Raw genomic sequence first — 2,975 nt, forward strand, 5'->3', positions numbered from 1 at the left:
CACCCGACCCCAACCACCCCGCCCGGCGCGGCCCACAGCCATGCCCGTGAACCGTCACCTACAGCAAGATCGCTAAAGCAGGTGAATGTTTACCGCTCACCAGCACCCCCGAGGGCCGGGCCGCCTATCTCGACGCCGACTTCCGCGACCCGGAGGGGATCCTGGAGTCCGAGCAACTGCGGGAAACTCTCGACCTGAGCCAGCCTGTGGCGGTCAGTCTGATCGCGATCGTGCAGTTCATCACTGATGACGCAGCCGTTCAGGACATCATCGACCGGCTCATGCGCCCGTTGCCGGCGGGGAGCATCCTGGCGCTGTCGACCGCCACGGCCGACAGCGCGCCCGAGGAAGTTCGCGCCGGGGAGGCCGCATACAACGCCAACGGCATTCCGCTGGCCGTGCGCGATAAAAGCACGGTCGAGCGTTTCTTCGACGGGATGGAACTGCTTGACCCCGGAGTAGTGCTCGTCCACCACTGGCATCCCGACGAGGAGGCGGCTGCGCTGGACGATGCCCACGTGTACATGTATGGCGGAATCGCCCGGAAACCGTAGCCCGCGCGCCTCGCCGTCCATGACAGGCTCCGACCATCGACCTGCCGGACACCGAGGCCAACGACGCCGCGTTCGGCCGGCCGTCCAACGGCACTCGGGTGGGGGCGTTCCCGCAGGTCCGGTGGCTGGCGGCGGCCGAGTCCGGCACCGGGGCGCTGGTCGGTGCCACGTTCGGTCCCTTCACCACCGGGGAACAGACACTCGCCGCGGACCTGCGGGGCTGCTATGGACCTGACATGCTCGTGCTCGCCGACCGGAACTTCCTGTCCCACCGGCTGGCCCGCGACGTGCTGGCCACCGGCGCGCACATCCTGTGGCGGGCCTCGGCGTCGTTCGCCCTGACACCGGTCCGGGTCCTGGCGGACGGCACGTACCTGGCCGAGCTGACGCCTGCGCGGCCCGCCGACGGCCCGCCGGTCACGGTCCGGGTGGTCGAGTACACCGTGCACACCACCCCCACCGGCGGCGCCGAGTCCGCCTCGGAGCTGTTCTGCCTGGTGACGGACCTGCTCGACGTCGCCGCCTACCCGGCGCTCGACCTGGCGTGCGCCTACCCGCTGAGGTGGGAGTGCGAGACCATGATCGGCCACCACAAGACCGACAGGGGCGAGGGACAGCCCGTCCTGCGCAGCAAGGACCCCGAAGGCGTCGCGCAGGAGCTGTGGGCGCTGTTCGCCGTCTACCAGGCCATCCACACTCTCGTCGGCGCCGCCGTGGACGCCGCCGGCATCCCCCGGGCAGGATCAGTTTCCGCCACGCCCTGACCCCCGCGACCGACACCGTCACGGCGGGCTTTCCCCCCAGCCGGCGTGACCTGGCCCTGGCCACCTTCCTCCTCAAGATCCTGCAACCCGCGACGTTCGTCCGGGACCGCCCCGACCGCGCCAGCCCCCGCAAAACCAAGAAAACCGGCGACTTCCCCGCCCGAAAACCCGGCGAACCCGCTGTGGTCACCGTCACCCGCTGCATCGAACTCTACTGCCTCGAACCACGACGATCACCTTAAAGCAGCGCCATTGCCCTCTCGGCCGGTCCGGATGGTTCCTTCAGTAAGACCATCATCCCAGCTCAGAGGGCATTTACGCGTTCATCGCACCGCTAACTGGCCAAATCGGGCGGTGGATCAGGGCTGAAACCGCGCCGCCCGAGGGCACTCGCCCTTGGGCGGCGCGCCGACTGTGAGCTGATAGACGAAGGACGGACGAAACGGTGGCACATCGAGCCTTTTCAATCTCGGTTTGTCTGATTCTCTCGGCGGTTGAGGATCGCCAATTAGCGAATTGAACGGGCGCCGGCTCCAGTCGTTCCGCCATCTGGCGGCGGCGATAGTTGGCCGGGCGGTGGCCGGAGGGGTGCCGTAAATAGAGAAGTCCCCGGTAGATCACAGGGTGTCTACTCCACTGTGCCCTTGACCGAGGACTTCCGTTGCTAATCTACCCTGGTGTCGTCGACCTGCCCGAGTCGACCCTGACCCTCCTCGCGGGGCTGCTGGCCGAGGACCGCGCCCAGCGCCGGACCTGGCGCAAGCTGCCCCCACACGAGCAGGCACTCCTGGTACTCGTCCACCTACGCAAGGGTGAACGCTACGAGCGACTCGCCGAGGGGTTCCAGGTCAGCGTCGGCACCGTCCACAACTACATCCGCGAAGCCGTCCGCCTGCTCGCCACTCACGGCCGGACCCTGCTCGCCGCGGCCTGGATTTTCGCGTGGACCCAGAGCAACTTCCTCATCCTCGACGGCACCGTCGTGCGTACCAATCGTGTCCGGGCGCATAACAAGCTGTACTACTCGGGCAAGCACAAGTACCACGGCATCACCCTGCAGAGCCTCACCGACCCCTACGGCCGGCTGATCTGGATCTCCGAAGGGCTTCCCGGCTCCGTCCATGACCTCACCGCGGCCCGGATGCACGACATTCTCGATCTGATCGACCGTTCGGAGCTCTACCTCTACGCGGACAAGGGCTACATCGGCGGCGAAGGCGAGCGCCTCCTCGCCCCGATCAAGAAACCCAAGAACAACGACCTCCCCGACCGTGACAAGGAGGCCAACCGGACCCACGCCACCACCCGCTCACAAGGCGAACGAGGATTCGCGGTCCTCAAGAACTGGCACATATTCGACCGTTTCCGCAGCTGCCCACGCCGCGTCGGCACCTTCGCCCAGGCCGTCCTCGTCCTCGCCAGCGAGGGCCATTAGAACAACCAACTTTGAAAAGGCTCGGTGGGAAGCTCGACCGCCGTCAATAATTAGTGCCCGCCGACTTCGATCTTCACGGGGTAGCGGTGTTGCCCAGATGATCGGGCCCAGTCGGGGCCAGGCGCGCTGACACCTGATGTCCAGCCAGGAGCCAGCGGCAAACGCGAAAGCGCCCCCGAAGGGGGGCTGAGCAGGCAAAGCCAGCTTGTGGACCCTGTGGAG

3 protein-coding genes are annotated in these 2,975 nt (G+C 67.0%); all 3 read left to right on the forward strand.

Annotation, left to right across the window (positions count from 1 at the left end; all coding sequences use genetic code 11):
• Positions 1-68 precede the first annotated feature (68 nt).
• Positions 69-554 carry an SAM-dependent methyltransferase gene (locus ACY5KJ_RS14485; RefSeq protein WP_462203588.1) on the forward strand — a complete coding sequence of 162 codons (486 nt, stop codon included), beginning with the start codon at positions 69-71 and terminating at the stop codon, positions 552-554.
• 98 nt (positions 555-652) lie between these two features.
• Positions 653-1,318 carry a transposase gene (locus ACY5KJ_RS14490; RefSeq protein WP_462188650.1) on the forward strand — a complete coding sequence of 222 codons (666 nt, stop codon included), beginning with the start codon at positions 653-655 and terminating at the stop codon, positions 1,316-1,318.
• Between the two features lie 661 nt (positions 1,319-1,979).
• Positions 1,980-2,753 (forward strand): transposase family protein, encoded by a 774-nt coding sequence (locus ACY5KJ_RS14495; protein WP_462203585.1) that lies wholly within the window; start codon positions 1,980-1,982, stop codon positions 2,751-2,753.
• Positions 2,754-2,975 lie beyond the last annotated feature (222 nt).

Source organism: Frankia sp. CcWB3, assembly GCF_977927595.1.